Origin of the sequence: Streptomyces sp. NPDC047002, from assembly GCF_040704505.1 — a bacterium.
Classification (GTDB): Bacteria; Actinomycetota; Actinomycetes; order Streptomycetales; family Streptomycetaceae; genus Streptomyces.
Window position 1 is genome coordinate 214,124 of the sequence record NZ_JBEYWC010000007.1, and the last position, 14,257, is coordinate 228,380.

At 74.7% G+C, this 14,257-nt stretch carries 13 protein-coding genes and 2 pseudogenes; 10 read left to right on the forward strand and 5 right to left on the reverse strand.

Annotated features, from left to right (window positions below):
• The first annotated feature begins 62 nt into the window (after nt 1–62).
• Nucleotides 63–383 (forward strand): ferredoxin, encoded by a 321-nt coding sequence (gene fdxA, locus AB0910_RS10125; RefSeq protein ID WP_225012661.1) that lies wholly within the window; start codon nt 63–65, stop codon nt 381–383.
• Between the two features lie 124 nt (nt 384–507).
• Entirely contained in the window at nt 508–1,608 is a 1,101-nt protein-coding gene (gene dapC / locus AB0910_RS10130; RefSeq protein WP_366744113.1) for a succinyldiaminopimelate transaminase, read from the forward strand.
• Between the two features lie 67 nt (nt 1,609–1,675).
• Here the strand turns inward: dapC and AB0910_RS10135 are convergent, their stop codons facing one another.
• Both AB0910_RS10135 and AB0910_RS10140 read right to left on the reverse strand, forming a co-directional pair.
• Nucleotides 1,676–2,062 (reverse strand): ATP-binding protein, encoded by a 387-nt coding sequence (locus tag AB0910_RS10135; protein WP_345650412.1) that lies wholly within the window; start codon nt 2,060–2,062, stop codon nt 1,676–1,678.
• A gap of 315 nt (nt 2,063–2,377) precedes the next feature.
• Nucleotides 2,378–3,508 (reverse strand): hypothetical protein, encoded by a 1,131-nt coding sequence (locus AB0910_RS10140; protein WP_366744070.1) that lies wholly within the window; start codon nt 3,506–3,508, stop codon nt 2,378–2,380.
• Nucleotides 3,509–3,656: 148 nt separating this feature from the next.
• Between AB0910_RS10140 and dapE the strand changes: the two genes are divergently transcribed.
• Complete coding sequence (gene dapE, locus AB0910_RS10145) at nt 3,657–4,733, forward strand: succinyl-diaminopimelate desuccinylase (RefSeq protein ID WP_366744071.1); 1,077 nt, start codon at nt 3,657–3,659, stop codon at nt 4,731–4,733.
• Between the two features lie 256 nt (nt 4,734–4,989).
• Nucleotides 4,990–5,763: a TIGR00730 family Rossman fold protein gene (locus AB0910_RS10150; RefSeq protein ID WP_366744072.1), complete on the forward strand. Its 774-nt coding sequence runs from the start codon at nt 4,990–4,992 to the stop codon at nt 5,761–5,763.
• Nucleotides 5,764–5,885: 122 nt separating this feature from the next.
• On the opposite strand, the gene folP is transcribed toward AB0910_RS10150, so the two are convergent.
• Nucleotides 5,886–6,758, reverse strand: coding sequence for a dihydropteroate synthase (folP, locus tag AB0910_RS10155; RefSeq protein ID WP_366744073.1), 873 nt, complete (start codon nt 6,756–6,758; stop codon nt 5,886–5,888).
• Between the two features lie 180 nt (nt 6,759–6,938).
• On the opposite strand from folP, the pseudogene AB0910_RS10160 reads away from it, so the two are divergent.
• Together AB0910_RS10160 and AB0910_RS10165 are read left to right on the forward strand one after the other, a co-directional pair.
• Nucleotides 6,939–7,226, forward strand: a pseudogene (locus AB0910_RS10160) (DivIVA domain-containing protein); the annotation flags it as partial.
• 299 nt (nt 7,227–7,525) lie between these two features.
• On the forward strand, nt 7,526–8,122 hold the full coding sequence (locus AB0910_RS10165) for a DNA-3-methyladenine glycosylase I (RefSeq protein ID WP_366744074.1): 597 nt from the start codon (nt 7,526–7,528) through the stop codon (nt 8,120–8,122).
• Nucleotides 8,123–8,150: 28 nt separating this feature from the next.
• On the opposite strand, the gene AB0910_RS10170 is transcribed toward AB0910_RS10165, so the two are convergent.
• Nucleotides 8,151–8,954, reverse strand: coding sequence for an enoyl-CoA hydratase-related protein (locus tag AB0910_RS10170; RefSeq protein WP_366744075.1), 804 nt, complete (start codon nt 8,952–8,954; stop codon nt 8,151–8,153).
• 278 nt (nt 8,955–9,232) lie between these two features.
• Between AB0910_RS10170 and AB0910_RS10175 the strand changes: the two genes are divergently transcribed.
• A complete protein-coding gene (locus tag AB0910_RS10175; RefSeq protein WP_003966491.1) occupies nt 9,233–9,400 on the forward strand; it encodes a DUF3117 domain-containing protein in 168 nt (55 codons plus the stop codon).
• Nucleotides 9,401–9,634: 234 nt separating this feature from the next.
• On the opposite strand, the pseudogene AB0910_RS10180 reads toward AB0910_RS10175, so the two are convergent.
• Nucleotides 9,635–10,300, reverse strand: a pseudogene (locus AB0910_RS10180) (O-methyltransferase); the annotation flags it as partial.
• A 185-nt stretch (nt 10,301–10,485) separates the two neighbouring features.
• Between AB0910_RS10180 and sigE the strand changes: the two are divergent.
• The 3 genes from sigE (at nt 10,486) to AB0910_RS10195 (ending at nt 14,207) form a co-directional block, all read left to right on the forward strand.
• On the forward strand, nt 10,486–11,259 hold the full coding sequence (sigE, locus tag AB0910_RS10185) for an RNA polymerase sigma factor SigE (RefSeq protein ID WP_366744076.1): 774 nt from the start codon (nt 10,486–10,488) through the stop codon (nt 11,257–11,259).
• Entirely contained in the window at nt 11,256–12,350 is a 1,095-nt protein-coding gene (locus AB0910_RS10190; protein WP_366744077.1) for a zf-HC2 domain-containing protein, read from the forward strand. Before sigE ends, AB0910_RS10190 begins: the two co-directional genes overlap by 4 nt.
• 87 nt (nt 12,351–12,437) lie before the next feature.
• Nucleotides 12,438–14,207: a trypsin-like peptidase domain-containing protein gene (locus AB0910_RS10195; RefSeq protein WP_366744078.1), complete on the forward strand. Its 1,770-nt coding sequence runs from the start codon at nt 12,438–12,440 to the stop codon at nt 14,205–14,207.
• The last annotated feature ends 50 nt before the right edge of the window (nt 14,208–14,257 follow it).

Here is a 14,257-nt window from a genome sequence, read left to right on the forward strand (position 1 = left end):
CGCGCGCCCGTGGACGGAGCCGCAGATCGGCCCGCCGCGCCCTATGGAGGAGGAACGACAGCGTGACCTACGTCATCGCGCAGCCTTGTGTCGACGTGAAGGACAAGGCGTGCATCGAGGAGTGCCCGGTCGACTGCATCTACGAGGGCTCACGGTCCTTGTACATCCACCCGGACGAATGCGTCGACTGCGGTGCCTGTGAGCCGGTCTGCCCGGTCGAGGCGATCTTCTACGAGGACGACACCCCGGACGAGTGGAAGGACTACTACAAGGCGAATGTGGAGTTCTTCGACGAGCTCGGCTCCCCCGGTGGCGCCTCGAAGCTCGGGCTGATCGAGCGGGACCACCCCCTCGTCGCCGCGCTGCCCCCGCAGAACGGCTGACCCCCCGCGTCCACGGTCCCGCACGGTAGTCGCCGTGCGGGACCTGCGTGTCTGCGCCCGTTCCGCGTGCGCCTCGCGCGCGGCGGCGCGGGGCCGACACCGTACGAGAGAGTAAGTGAGCACCGTGCCCGCACTGTCGCAGTCCCTTCCGGTCTTTCCGTGGGACCGGCTCAAGCCGTACGAGGAGACCGCCCGCGCCCATCCCGACGGGATCGTGGACCTCTCGATCGGCACGCCGGTCGACCCGGTGCCCGCGCTCGTGCGGCGTGCGCTCGCCGACGCGGCGGACTCGCCCGGCTATCCGACCGTCTGGGGCACGGCCGCGCTGCGCGACGCGCTCACCGGCTGGGCCGGGCGCAGGCTCGGCGCCGCCGGGCTCACCCACCGCAACGTCCTGCCGGTCGTCGGCTCCAAGGAACTCGTCGCCTGGGCCCCCGTGCAGCTGGCGCTCGGCCCCGGCGACCGCGTGGCCTACCCGCGCCTCGCCTACCCGACCTACGAGGTCGGCGCGCGGCTCGCGGGCGCGGGCCTCGCCCCCTACGCCGATCCCACCGAGCTCGACCCCGCAGGCCTGAAGCTGCTGTGGCTCAACTCCCCGTCCAACCCGACCGGCGGCGTGCTCCCCGCGGGGGAGCTGGCGCGGATCGTGGCCTGGGCGCGCGAGCACGGCGTGCTCGTCTTCAGCGACGAGTGCTACCTGGAGCTCGGCTGGGAGGGCCCCGAGCCGGTCTCGGTGCTCCACCCCGACGTGTGCGGCGGCTCGTACGAGGGCCTCGTCGCGATCCACTCGCTGTCGAAGCGCTCGAACCTCGCCGGCTACCGCGCGGCCTTCCTCGTCGGCGACGAGAACGTGCTCGGCGAGCTGCTCCAGGTGCGCAAGCACGGCGGGATGATGGTGCCCTCGCCGGTGCAGGCGGCCACGATCGCGGCGCTCGGCGACGACACCCACGTGGCGGAGCAGCGCGAGCGGTACGCGGCGCGGCGCGGCCCGCTGCGGGCCGCGCTCGAACGCAACGGCTTCCGCGTCGACCTGAGCGACGCCGGGCTCTACCTCTGGTCCACGCGCGACGAGAACTGCTGGGACACCGTGGGCTATCTCGCGGAGCGCGGCATCCTGGTGGCGCCCGGTGCGTTCTACGGCGAGGCCGGGGCCCGGCACGTGCGGGTCGCGCTGACCGCGACCGACGAGCGGGTCGCCGCGGCCGTCAAGCGGCTCGGCGGCTGAGTCCGCGCCGCACAGGCGTGAAGAAGGCCCGGAGCGGGGTGCTCCGGGCCTTCCGTGTGCCGGGGCGTCAGCCGCCGAGCGGCAGGCTCGGCAGCTGGTTGTTCTTGGCGGTGTCGCCGAGCAGGGTGCCGGCGCTGCCCGCGGTCTGGCCCGCGACCTGCTGCGCCGCGGGCGCCACGGTCTTGCCGGCCGAGCCGAGGGTCTTGCCCGCGGCAGGGACGGCCGTGCCGACGACGTGCGCACCGGTCTTGCCCGCCATGTCGGTGGCCGAGCGCGCGCCGTGGTCGACGGTGTCGCCCAGGTTGGCGCCGTCCAGCGAGCTGACCGCTCCCAGGTCGGTGGCCTGCGGCAGCGACGCGGCGTTGGCTGCGCCCGAGGCCACGACGGGGGCGGCTGCGCCCGCGGCGACGAGCAGCGCGGCGCGGGCGATGCGGCGGGTCAGGGGGAGGGACATGATGCTCCTTCGGGATGAGCGGCGCCCGCGGCCAGGCCGGTCGGCCAGGGTCCTTCGGGTCGGGCGTCGGTCGGACGCCGTGACAACTCCCTGAGGGGCGGCCCAGGTTGCGGAGCGGCAAGGTAAAGAATTGGCAATGCGTCGTATTGTCGGAGTCGGGTGAAAACGGGCAAACGTCAACCCGGGCCCGTGGCTGCTGAACCGTCACTCCACAAGCGCCCCAAGCGGACCGGGGATGCGGGCCGACAAAAGGACCATCCTCGGGAATGTGCCGCACGGGTCTGCCGCGCCCCACCGCGCGGGGGACAAGCCGAACTACTGCGCGAGGCCGATCGTCACCTCGGCGGCGGAGGGCGCACCCGACTTCCCCGCCGCGCGCTGCCAGTCCGCCCCGGCGTCCGCCGCGCTCCACACCCGCCCGGCGTACGCCACCCGGGTGATGTGCAGCGCGCCCGCCCTGGCCACCGCCCAGTGGGCCAGCTCCCAGCCGCGCCGCTGCGCGCTCGCGCCCGCCGCGTCGACCGTGCCCTCGGCGCCCGGCAGGGCGCGCACCGGCACGGAGAGCGCGGCGGAGCCCGCGGCCTCGGGGTCCTGCGAGGGCGTCGCACCGGAACCGGCCGCACCGGAACCCGCGGCCCCGGAGCGCTCGGGCCCGGGGCCCGTCGTGGCGGGCGCCGACACCGCGGCGGCGTCCGACGTGTCGGCGACCGACCCCGTACCGCCGTCGGAAGCGCCCGAGGCCGCAGAACTCGTGGCGGCTGCCGGGGCGGTGCGGTCCGGCGCGCCGCCCTCCGGCAGCACCTTCGGACCGAAGGCCTGCACCAGCGCCGTACGCACCGCACGCGGGTCGCCGGGCGCGTGGTCGAACGGCGCGGGACAGGTCAGCGCGGCGGGCGCGGAACCGGTGAACGCGGCGGCGAGCAGCGTCGCGTCCGGCTCGTGTTTCGCGTACGCCTCGGGGAAGCCGCTGCGCTGGACCTCCTGCGCGGCCACCGTCAGCGGCAGCCGCCCGTAGTCAGGGATCTTCCCCAGGTGCTCGTAGAACTGCGTCGACGCGTACACCGGGTCGAGGATCTCCTGCCGCGTGCCCCACCCCGCCGACGGGCGCTGCTGGAACAGGCCGAGCGAATCGCGGTCCCCGGACGGCAGGTTGCGCAGCCCCGACTCCTGGAGCGCGGTCGCGAGCGCGATGGTGACGGCCCGTTCCGGCATGCCGCGGGTGATGCCGACCGCCGAGATCGTCGCCGCGTTCGACGCCTGCTCGGGCGTCAGCTCGAAGGTGCCGCCCGCCGCGCCGGACGCGCGGACACTGCACTTGGTGGGGCCACCGCCCCCACCGGTCAGATACTGCACACCGACGTACGAGGCGACGGCGAGCAGCACCGCGAGGGCGGCGGCGAACCGCAGGACGCGGCCGCGGCGGGAGCGCGTGACAGTCTCGGACACGCGCCCACCGTACTGGAGCGTGGCACCCCGGCAGCGCGCCTGTGGGCAACGGCCGAAGCGGCCGCCCCCGTACCCGGGCAGACCAGGGAAAACGTGCCGGAGCACGGGTGTTGGGGGCCCGGAGTCCCGGCGGGTTAGTGTCACCTGCATGTCCGACTTCCTCGACCTCACGCTCGACGCGGGCGCGCTCACCGCCCGCCTCGTCGACCAGCCCTCCGTCAGCGGCACCGAGGGCCCGCTCGCCGACGCCGTCGAGCGGGCACTGCGCACGCTCCCGCACCTCACCGTCGACCGGTACGGCAACAACGTGGTCGCCCGCACCCGCCTCGGCCGCCCCGAGCGCGTGGTGCTCGCCGGGCACCTCGACACCGTCCCGATCGCGGACAACGTCCCGTCCCGGCTCGACGAGGACGGTGTGCTGTGGGGCTGCGGCACGACCGACATGAAGTCGGGCGTCGCCGTGCAGCTGCGCATCGCCGCCACCGTGCCCGCGCCCAACCGCGACCTGACCTTCGTCTTCTACGACAACGAGGAGGTCGCGGCCCACCTCAACGGCCTCGGCCACGTGGCGGAGGCGCATCCCGACTGGCTGGCCGGCGACTTCGCCGTCCTGCTCGAACCCTCCGACGGACAGGTCGAGGGCGGCTGCCAGGGCACCCTGCGGGTCGAGCTGACCACCGCGGGCGAGCGCGCGCACTCGGGACGCAGCTGGACGGGGTCCAACGCCGTCCACGCCGCCGCCCCGATCCTCGCCCGCCTCGCCGCCTACGAGCCCCGCAGGCCGGTCATCGACGGCCTTGAGTACCACGAGGGCCTCAACGCCGTGCGCATCGAGGGCTTCGTCGCGACCAACGTCATCCCCGACGCCTGCACCGTCACGGTCAACTACCGCTACGCGCCCGACCGCAGCGCCGAGGAGGCCGTCGCGCACGTCCGCGAGGTGTTCGCCGACTGCGGCGTCGCCGCATTCACCGTGACCGACCACTCGGGCGCCGCGCTCCCCGGGCTCTCGCACCCGGCGGCCGCCGCGTTCATGGCGGCGGTGGGCGGTACCCCGCAGCCCAAGTTCGGCTGGACCGACGTGTCGCGCTTCGGCGCGCTCGGTGTGCCCGCGGTGAACTACGGTCCTGGCGACGCGCTGCTCGCACACAAGGTCGACGAGCGGGTCGCCGTCGAACGCATCGTCCACTGCGAGGAGCGGCTGCGCAGCTGGCTCACCTCCTGACCGCTCCACCGCCGCTGACCTGCGCCGTACCGACGGCCGGAATTTCGCCGTTCGTCATGTCCGTGCCTCTACGCTTGCGGGAGGGCACGGAACCGGGGGACCCGGGAACGAGCCCAGGGAAACCCGGCGCCCCAGAAAAACTTGGGAAACCCGGGAGACCGGGAGACCGGGAGACAGCAAGTGAGGAAAAGAGGCGGAGAGAATTTCGAGGATCATCACCAGACCAGGACACACCAGGACGAGAGAGGAGCGGCTGATGGGCAGTCCCGAGGAGGCGGCGGGGCCCGAGGAGCAGCGGCTCGGACCGGTCTTCAGACGCGGCGACCGGGTGCAGGCAGGCACCACGGACCAGCGGCTGCTCGACACCGCGGGTGACTCCGCGTGGGTGCACACCGACCCCTGGCGGGTCATGCGCATCCAGTCCGAGTTCGTGGAGGGCTTCGGCGCCCTCGCCGAACTGCCGGACGCGATCAGTGTGTTCGGCTCGGCCCGCACCCCGGCGGACTCGCCCGAGTACGACGCGGGCGTCCGCATCGGCAAGGCGCTCGTCCAGGCCGGATTCGCCGTGATCACCGGCGGCGGCCCCGGCGCCATGGAGGCGGCCAACCGCGGCGCCCACGAGGCGGGCGGGATCTCCGTGGGCCTCGGCATCGAGCTCCCCTTCGAGCAGGGGCTCAACCCCTACGTCGACATGGGCGTCAACTTCCGGTACTTCTTCGTCCGCAAGACGATGTTCGTCAAGTACGCGCAGGGCTTCGTGGTCCTGCCGGGCGGCCTCGGCACCATGGACGAGCTGTTCGAGGCGCTCACCCTGGTGCAGACGCGCAAGGTGACGCGCTTCCCGATCGTGCTGTTCGGCACGGAGTACTGGGGCGGCCTCGTCGAGTGGCTGCGCGGCACCGTGGTCGCCCAGGGCAAGGCCGCGGAGAAGGACCTGCTGCTGTTCCACGTCACGGACGACGTGGAGGAAGCGGTCAGCCTGGTCAGCAAGGAAGCGGGCACGGACCGGGGCCACGGGCCCACTCCCTGACCCGCGGTGCCGGGCGTGCCGCGGCAGCGGCCGCGCACCCGGCACACGAGACGACAAGCGCCCGGGAGCCCGCGGAGGGACCCGGGCGCCGCACGTCCCCCCGGCGCGCCCCGCGGCTCCCGTCAGGCCAGGCCGCGGCGGGCCACGGCGGGCGGCCTGTGGCCCGCGATCGACGCCACCATGTCGAGGACCTGCCGGGTCTCGGCCACCTCGTGCACGCGGTAGACGCGGGCGCCGAGCCACGACGAGACCGCCGTCGTCGCCAGCGTGCCGAGCACCCGCTCCTTGACCGGCCGGTCGAGCGTCTCGCCCACGAAGTCCTTGTTCGACAGGGACACCAGCACCGGCCAGGCCGTCCGCGCCATCTCCGGCAGCCTGCGGGTGGCCTCCAGGGAGTGCCGGGTGTTCTTGCCGAAGTCGTGTCCCGGGTCGATGAGGATGGCGTCCTCGCGCACCCCGAGGTCGCGGGCGCGCTCGGCGAGGCCGACGGTCACGCGCAGGATGTCCGCCATCACGTCGTCGTAGGCGACCCGGTGCGGCCTGGTGCGCGGCTCTGCGCCGCCCGCGTGCGTGCACACGATGCCCGCGCCCCGGCGCGCCGCGACCTCGGCGAGCAGCGGGTCGACCCCGCCCCATGCGTCGTTGAGCAGGTCGGCGCCCTCCGCGCACACCGCGTCCGCCACCTCGTGCCGCCAGGTGTCCACGCTGATCACCACGTCGGGGTGGCGCTCGCGCACCGCGGCGACGAAGCCCACCGTGCGGCGGATCTCCTCCGCCACGGTGACCTCGTCGCCCGGCCCGGCCTTCACCCCGCCGATGTCGACGATCTCCGCGCCCTCGTCCACGGCGCGCGCCACCCGGTCGAGCGCCGGCCTGTCCTGGAAGGTCGCCCCCTGGTCGTAGAACGAGTCGGGCGTCCTGTTGACGATCGCCATGACGACCTGCTCGTGCTCGCCGAACTCGCGCCGCCCCAGCCGCAGAGTGCCGCCGCTCATGCCTCGTACCGTTCCTCTCGCCCCGCGCTCCCGCCGCCCCCGCACCCCGGCGCGCCGGGACCGGCCCAGGCACCGACCTTACGGGGCCGGTCGCGCCCCGGGTGTCAGTGGCTCGTGGCACGATCGGTGCGACGCAGTTCTGCGTTCCGAGAGATCGGCTTCGGCACCGGGGAGAGGCACGTGTTCTGGTTCTTGCTCATCGCGATGGTCGTGGTGGTCGCCGCGGTCACGATGGCGGTCCTGGGCGGCGGGGACCGCGCCGTGCTGCCGGAGACCGCCCCGGAGCGACTCACCGACCCGCTGCCGCAGGCCCGCCCGGTGAGCTCGGCCGACATCGACGCCGTCCGGCTGCCGGTCGCCGTGCGCGGCTACCGCATGGCCGACGTCGACGACGTGCTCAGCCGCCTCGGCGCCGAGCTCGCCGAGCGCGACGCGCGCATCACCGAGCTGGAGTCCGCGCTCGCCGGCGTCCACGGCGGCGCCGCGCGGCAGCCGTACGGGGCCCGCGGGCAGTACGGCGGCGCGGACGCCTTCGCAGAGAAGTACGGCCGGGAGCAGTACGGCCAGGACCGGTACGGGCAGGAGCGGTACGGCCAGGACCGGCCGTACGCCCAGGGCTGCGGACCGGAATCCCGCCGACACACCGAAGCCCCCGGCTACGGCGAATCCCCCGAGCACCCGGGGTACGCCGAGGGCAGCGGCTGGGACGGCCGGGGGAGCGGGGGCGCGCCTGGCGCCGAGGGCCGCGGCGAGGGGGAGGGCGGCAGGTGAGCGGCGGCACGGTCGCCGGGGCCGACGGGCTGCCGCGCTGCCCCTGGGGCGTGTCCACCGAGGACTACGTCGTCTACCACGACACCGAGTGGGGCTGGCCGGTGCGCGGCGACGACGCGCTGTTCGAGCGGCTCAGCCTCGAGGCGTTCCAGTCGGGGCTCTCCTGGATCACCATCCTGCGCAGGCGCGAGACCTTCCGCGCCGCCTTCGCCGGCTTCCGGATCGCCGAGGTCGCGCGCTTCACCGGCAAGGACAGGGAGCGGCTGCTCGCCGACCCGGGCATCATCCGCAACCGCGCCAAGGTCGACGCCACCCTGGCCAATGCGAAGTCCCTCGCCGGCTGGGCGCCCGGCGAGCTGACCGACCTCGTCTGGTCGTACGCGCCCGACCCCGCGACCCGCCCGCTGCCGCGCACCACGGCCGACGTCCCGGCCGTCACCGACGAGTCGAAGGCCCTGTCGAAGGAGCTCAAGAGGCGCGGCGTCCGCTTCGTCGGGCCCACCACCGCCTATGCGCTGATGCAGGCCTGCGGCCTGGTCAACGACCACCTGGCGGGGTGCGCCTTCGCCGCCGCGGAGGGCGCCAGGGCCTGAGCCCGGGCGCCCGGCGGCCACTCGCGCCTCAGCGGCCCAGGTACTGCGGCCTGCGCTTCGCCAGGAAGGCGTCCACGGCGATGGCGTGGTCCTCGGACGAGCCGGCCCGCGTCTGGAGCTCGTCCTCCTTGGCCAGCGTCTCGTCGAGCGAGTGGTCGCTGCCGAAGGCGAGCGCCTCCTTGATCCCCGCGTACGCCACGGTCGGGCCCGTGGCCAGCGTCCGGGCCACCGCCGCGGCCTCGCGCGCCAGGTCGGCGGCCGGCACGACCCGGTGCACCAGGCCGAGCGCGTACGCCTCGTCGGCTTTCAGGGTGCGCGGGAACAGCAGCAGCTCGGCGGCGCGGCCCCTGCCGATGACGCGCGGCAGCGTCCAGGAGAGGCCGGAGTCGGCGCTGAGCGCGACCCCGGCGAAGGACGTGTTGAAGCTGGCGGTGTCCGCCACCACCCGGTAGTCGGCGGCGAGCGCGAAGCCCAGGCCCGCACCGGCGGCGACCCCGTTCACGCCCGCCACCACGGGCTTGCGCATGGTCGTCAGGGTGTGCGCGATCGGGTTGTAGTGCTCGCGCACCGTGCTCATCGTGTCGGTGGTCCCCTTGGCCCGGTTCTCGGCGAGCAGCGCGGTGTGCTCCTTGAGGTCCTGGCCCACGCAGAAGGCGCGGTCGCCCGCCGCGGTCAGCAGCACGGCCCGCACGGCGGTGTCGTCCGCGGCCTCCCGCAGGGCCTCGCGCAGCGCCACCTTCGTCGCGACGTCGAGCGCGTTCATCGCCTCCGGCCGGTTGAGGGTGATCGTGGCGAGGGCGTCGCCCACCTCGTACAGCACGGTGTCCGCCATGGTTCGGGTCCCTTCGGGCTCGTCTTCACAGGTGCGCGCACCAGCATGACGGACGCCCGGGGCGCCGCGGCGGGCGAGGGCGGCGCAGTATCGCAGGCGGATCGCCGAATTGGGCGGGTTTGCGTGAGCGCGTTGCGCAAGCGATGCCGTCCGATGTTGGTCATCGGGTCGTGGGATGCGGGATAATGCGCAGGAAGCATTGTGTTCGATGCCGGTGACACAGCGCCTGCCATGGGGCCGCCGGCTGCGACGAGCTGGTTTCAGGAAGGGGAACGAGCATGGCGGCCATGAAGCCGCGGACGGGTGACGGCCCGCTCGAGGTGACCAAGGAGGGGCGGGGCATCGTCATGCGCGTTCCGCTCGAAGGCGGCGGTCGGCTCGTGGTCGAGCTCACGCCGGACGAGGCGGACGCCCTCGGCGACGCGCTGAAGAAGGTCGTCGGCTGAGCGGGAGGCTCGACGCCCCTCCGTCCGGAGGCCCTTGCCCGCGGGCGGCCGGCGGGAGGTTCCCCGGGGAGACCCCAGGAAGGACGAGGAGGCCGTTCGGGTCCTTCAGGCGCTGATCACCCTGAAGACCCCGAAGGACCCGAAGACCCCGAAGTCACCGCCGCTGCCCCGGTACGGACGACCACCGTCCGTGCCGGGGCAGTGTGCTGCCCGCCCTCCGGCCGCGGGTTCCCCTCACGCGGCCTGGGGCCCCCTGCGCACCGCGCACAGCAGCCCGTCGCCCACCGGGAGCAGCGAGGAGACCAGCTCGTCGCTCTCCCGCACGGCCCGCAGCAGCTCCCGCAGCCTGAGCACCTCGGTGGGCTGCACGCCCGAGTCGACCGTACGGCCGCCCGCGAAGGCCCCCTCGAAGCAGACGAGCCCGCCGGGACGCAGCAGGCGCAACGATTCGTCCAGGTAGTCGAGGCTCTCCAGCCGGTCGCCGTCGCAGAAGACGATGTCGTAGCCGCCGTCCGCGAGGCGCGGCAGCACGTCGAGCGCGTGCCCGGGGATGAAGCGGGCCCGGTTTCCGGTGAAGCCCGCGGCCCTGAACGCCTGCCGGGCGAACTGCTGGCACTCGGGGTCGGCGTCCACGGTGGTCAGCACGCCGTCGGGGCGCATGCCCCGCAGCAGGTGGATGCCGGAGACGCCGGTGCCGGTGCCGATCTCGGCGACGGCCTTCGCGTCCGCCGTGGCGGCGAGCAGGCGCAGCGCCGCGCCGGTGCCTGGTGACACCGGGCGGAGTCCACTCTCCCTGGCCCGCTCGCGGGCCCAGCGAAGTGCCTCGTCCTCGGCGACAAAGGCGTCGGCGAACGCCCAGCTCGTCTGCCGGTTGGCGGTAATGACCCTCTCCTTGTCCCCCGGTGTCGGCGCAACCGTGACTGTAGCCGCTGGGCCCGGGAACCCGCTGATGGGACCGGACGTTAAGGGGGAGTAAGCGCGAAGCGGAGGGAACGGCCGCCGCGCGTGACGTCGGAGGGCCCCGATCGGGGCCGCTCCCAAATTCGCGTAAAGATTCTTATCCGGAGCTAACGGGCGAGGTGGCTATGGTAGGGGCTCTACTGGAGACCACCAGAGCTGACAGGGGAGGTGCGGCCGCGACTGCGGACCTTCGGGGAGCGCTCAGGCGCCTCCTCGGGCCGGCAGGTGAGCCGAAATCCGTGACCGACACTGCTGACCGTTCCCGCTCCACCGACTCCGCGGTCACCGCGACCTTCGCATCGGATGCGGAGTCGCCGGCGTGGACGCCTCCCACCTGGGAGGAGATCGTCAGCACGCACAGCGGACGCGTCTACCGCCTGGCCTACCGCCTCACGGGCAACCAGCACGACGCCGAGGACCTCACCCAGGAGGTCTTCGTCCGCGTCTTCCGCTCGCTGTCGACGTACACGCCAGGCACCTTCGAGGGCTGGCTGCACCGCATCACCACCAACCTCTTCCTCGACATGGTCCGCCGCAAGCAGCGCATCCGCTTCGACGCACTCGGCGACGACGCGGCCGAGCGCCTCGCGAGCCGCGAGCCCTCCCCGCAGCAGGCGTTCCACGACACCCACTTCGACGCGGACGTGCAGCAGGCGCTCGACACGCTCGCACCGGAGTTCCGCGCCGCGGTCGTGCTCTGCGACATCGAGGGCCTGTCGTACGAGGAGATCGCCGCCACGCTCGGCGTGAAGCTCGGCACGGTCCGCAGCAGGATCCACCGCGGCCGCTCCCACCTGCGCAAGGCCCTCAAGCACCGTTCCCCCGAGGCACGCGCCGAGCAGCGCCCGTTCGTGGGCGTCGCCGGTGTCAGTGTGGCCGGGGAGGGCGGGACGGCGTGAGTGCGAGCCAGACCCCCTCGGAACACCACCTGGGGGACCGGCTCGCCGCCCTGGTGGACGGCGAGCTGGACCACGACGAGCGCGAGCGCGTCCTCGCGCACCTCGCGACGTGCGCCCGCTGCAAGGCCGACGCCGACTGCCAGCGCCGGCTGAAGAATGTCTTCGCCGAGGTGGCGCCGCCGCCTCCCTCCGCCGGGTTCCTCGCCCGGCTGCAGAGCCTGCCCGCGGGCAGGCCGCAGCCGCCGGACGACGCCGACGGCGGGCCGGGCGCGCCGGGCCGTGAGCCCTTCGGGCACGGGGTGTTCGACGCGCAGGACCCGCGGGGCCCGCTCGCCGACACGATGGACGCCTTCGCGTTCGCCGGTGCGCACGGCGCCTCGGTGTTCCCCGTCCACCGGGCCGGGCAGCAGGAGCGCTCGGCGCGGCGCGGCAGGCGCTTCGCCTTCGCCGCGGCGGGCGCGGTCTCGCTGGCCGCCGTGGCGCTCGGCGGCACACTGCCCCTCGGCTCGTCCACGTCCGCCCCCGCCAGGAACAACGTCGTACCGCTGCGCGCGGTGGGCACCTCGGCGACCGCGGAGACCGGCCGCAGGAACGGCGCCTCGGGCGGCGGCCTGCTGCCGCAGTCGGGGACGCCCGCGAGGACCGTGGCCGCGCCGGGCACGCTCCAGGCGCGCAACCTCCCCGCGGTGCCGGGGCTGTCCGCGCTCCCGGGGCGTTCCGGGCTGTCGACGGCCCGAGGCATGATCGGGACAGCCCGTATGCCCGCGATGCCGGGTGCTTCCGGTACATCGGGGATTCCCGGGACGTCCGGGCAGTCGGCGGGCTCCTGGCTCGCCGGGGGATCGGCGGGCTCCGCGTTCTCGGCCCTGGCGGCGCACGCGCCGTCCGCGCTGACGCTCCGGGCGTTCATGGCGCCGTCGTCCGCCTCCTCGCCCTTCCCTGCCGCCGGGGCCGGCGTGCCCGCCCTCCCCGCGTCCGCGGTCAACAGCGGCCCCGCCGCCCCGAGCCTGCCCGCGACGGACCAGGTGCGCGGCGCCGCCGCTCGTCCGGAACTCCTCGCGGGCCCGGGCCCGTTGTCCGGGACGCGCTGACCGAGGACGCCCCGGAACCTGGTTGAATCCTCAGCCTGGGCGCCCGCAGGGGGCGCGTACCGGCGCGTACGGGGATGCGGGGCATACATGAACGGCGGGGACGGCGCGGACGGCGGGCAGACCACCAGGCCCGGAGGGTCGTGGTGGAGCCGTCCCGCCACCCCGCGCCCCGCGTCGCCCGGCGCCCGCACCCCGTCCCGCCCCACCCCCGCGGCCGTGCCGGGCGCCGAGGCGGACGCGATACCCGGCCCCGCGGTCCGACCGGAGCCCGCCGCGGACGACGCGATACCCGCACCCGCGGTCCGACCGGAGCCCGCCGCGGACGACGCGATACCCGGCCCCCCGGTCCGACCGGAGCCCGCCGCGGACGCGATACCCGCACCCGCGATGTCCGGGGCCCCCGCGGAGGCCCCGCTGCACGAGCCGGATCCGTACGACACACCGCCCTACGGCGACCCCGGGCCCTGGGCGCCCGCGCCCCAGGTCCGCCACCCCGCGGCGCCCGCCGGATCGTGGCAGGACGCCCCGGCCGCGTACGGCCCGTTCGCGGACGCGCCGCCGCACGGGACGGCGGCCCCAGGACCGGGCCTCGCCCCCTGCCCGCCCGGCGGGCGGCCCGCGGCCGACCCCTGGTCGGCCGCCGCGCAGGGCGGCGCCGCCTGGCAGCGGCTCGACCCCTGGGCCGCGCCGGGCGACGACCCGTACGGAGCGGACGGGTACACCGACGCCCACGCCGCGTACCCCGAGCGGTCGCGCCGCCGCGGCGGCCTCGTCGCCGCCCTGGTGTTCGCGCTGGTCACCGGCGTGGTCGGGGGAGGCGTCGGCGCGTATCTCGCACAGCGCGGCGCGCTCGGGCCCACCACCCTGCCGCAGGAGGCGAGGAGCGAGGCGGGCCGCGCGCCCGACAGCGTCGCCGGCATAGCGGCGAGCACCCTGCCCGGCGTCGTCACGCTCCATGTGCGCGGCGCCGACGAGGCGGGCACCGGCACCGGCTTCGTCCTCGACCGCCGGGGCCACATCCTGACGAACAACCACGTCGTCGCCCTCGCGGGCGGCGGCGGCGAGATATCGGTCACGTTCAGCAGCGGGCGGACCGCCCGGGCGAAGGTCGTCGGCAAGGACGGCGGATACGACCTCGCCGTCGTGCAGGTGACGGGCGTCTCCGGGCTCGCGCCGCTGCCGCTCGGCAACTCGGACAACGTCCGGGTGGGCGACCCCGTCGTGGCGATCGGCGCGCCCTTCGACCTGTCGAACACCGTCACCTCCGGCATCATCAGCGCCAAGGACCGGCCCATCACGGCGGGCGGCGACGACGGCACGGGAAGCGACGTCAGCTATGTGGACGCGCTCCAGACCGACGCCCCGATCAACCCGGGCAACTCCGGCGGGCCGCTCGTGGACGCGCACGCCCGCGTCATCGGCATCAACAGCGCGATACGCGCGGCCGGCAGCGGCACCACGGACGACGGCGGGCAGGCGGGATCCATCGGCCTCGGCTTCGCGATCCCGGTCAACCAGGCCAAACGGGTCGCCGAGGAACTCATCGACACCGGCAGGGCCACCCACCCCGTGATAGGCGTCACCCTCGACACCGGCTACCCGGGCGACGGCGCCAGGGTCGCGGCGAAGGCGGCGGACGGCGGGCCCGCCGTGACCGCGGGCGGCCCCGCCGACAGGGCCGGGATCAGGGCCGGCGACGTCATCACCGCGGTGGACGGCGATCCGGTGCACAGCGGCGAGGAGCTGATCGTGCGGATCCGCGCGCACCGTCCCGGCGACCGCCTGACACTCACCGTTCGCCGCGGCGGTACCGGGCGTACGGCCGCGCTGACGCTCGGCTCCGCCGGAGGGACGTGAGGCGCCGGGGGAGGTACCGCGGCGACAGGGGTGCGGGTACCGTGTAACGG

What these genes read in the sequence shown, in the direction of transcription:
- AB0910_RS10170 (WP_366744075.1), bottom strand. Translation starts at nt 8,954, where the DNA reads ATGGCGGACACCGTGCTGTACGAGGTGGGCGACGCCCTCGCCACGATC.
- sigE (WP_366744076.1), top strand. Translation starts at nt 10,486, where the DNA reads ATGGTAGGGGCTCTACTGGAGACCACCAGAGCTGACAGGGGAGGTGCG.
- AB0910_RS10195 (WP_366744078.1), top strand. Translation starts at nt 12,438, where the DNA reads ATGAACGGCGGGGACGGCGCGGACGGCGGGCAGACCACCAGGCCCGGA.
- dapE (WP_366744071.1), top strand. Translation starts at nt 3,657, where the DNA reads ATGTCCGACTTCCTCGACCTCACGCTCGACGCGGGCGCGCTCACCGCC.
- AB0910_RS10175 (WP_003966491.1), top strand. Translation starts at nt 9,233, where the DNA reads ATGGCGGCCATGAAGCCGCGGACGGGTGACGGCCCGCTCGAGGTGACC.
- folP (WP_366744073.1), bottom strand. Translation starts at nt 6,758, where the DNA reads ATGAGCGGCGGCACTCTGCGGCTGGGGCGGCGCGAGTTCGGCGAGCAC.
- AB0910_RS10135 (WP_345650412.1), bottom strand. Translation starts at nt 2,062, where the DNA reads ATGTCCCTCCCCCTGACCCGCCGCATCGCCCGCGCCGCGCTGCTCGTC.
- AB0910_RS10150 (WP_366744072.1), top strand. Translation starts at nt 4,990, where the DNA reads ATGGGCAGTCCCGAGGAGGCGGCGGGGCCCGAGGAGCAGCGGCTCGGA.